Consider the following 259-nt stretch of genomic DNA (forward strand, 5'->3'; position numbering starts at 1 on the left):
GCATCGCGTTCGAAATCAAACGGCGGCTCCCTTTCGAAGGTTCTCCTCTTCGCGATGAATGGTTCGGCACACACTAGAGGGGGAGAGGCACACGGAAAATCAACGCTGCACGCGTCGGTTAGCGGGAACGCCTTGATATCGAGTATCGGCCAGCAGATCCCGACAAGCTCAACCTGCACTATGCGAATAGCGCGAGCTGCCACTATCACGCGCAGCGCAGCATCGAAACTGGACATGATCACGCGACAGGACATGGTCT

General features: G+C 56.8%; 1 protein-coding gene. It reads right to left on the reverse strand.

The window, feature by feature from the left end:
* Positions 1 to 236 (reverse strand): hypothetical protein (locus tag SB725_RS32160; protein ID WP_410923543.1); only part of this gene is annotated, 236 nt, incomplete at its 3' end.
* Positions 237 to 259 lie beyond the last annotated feature (23 nt).

Origin of the sequence: Pseudomonas sp. SIMBA_041 (genome assembly GCF_046535095.1) — a bacterium.
Classification (GTDB): domain Bacteria; phylum Pseudomonadota; class Gammaproteobacteria; order Pseudomonadales; family Pseudomonadaceae; genus Aquipseudomonas; species Aquipseudomonas mucoides.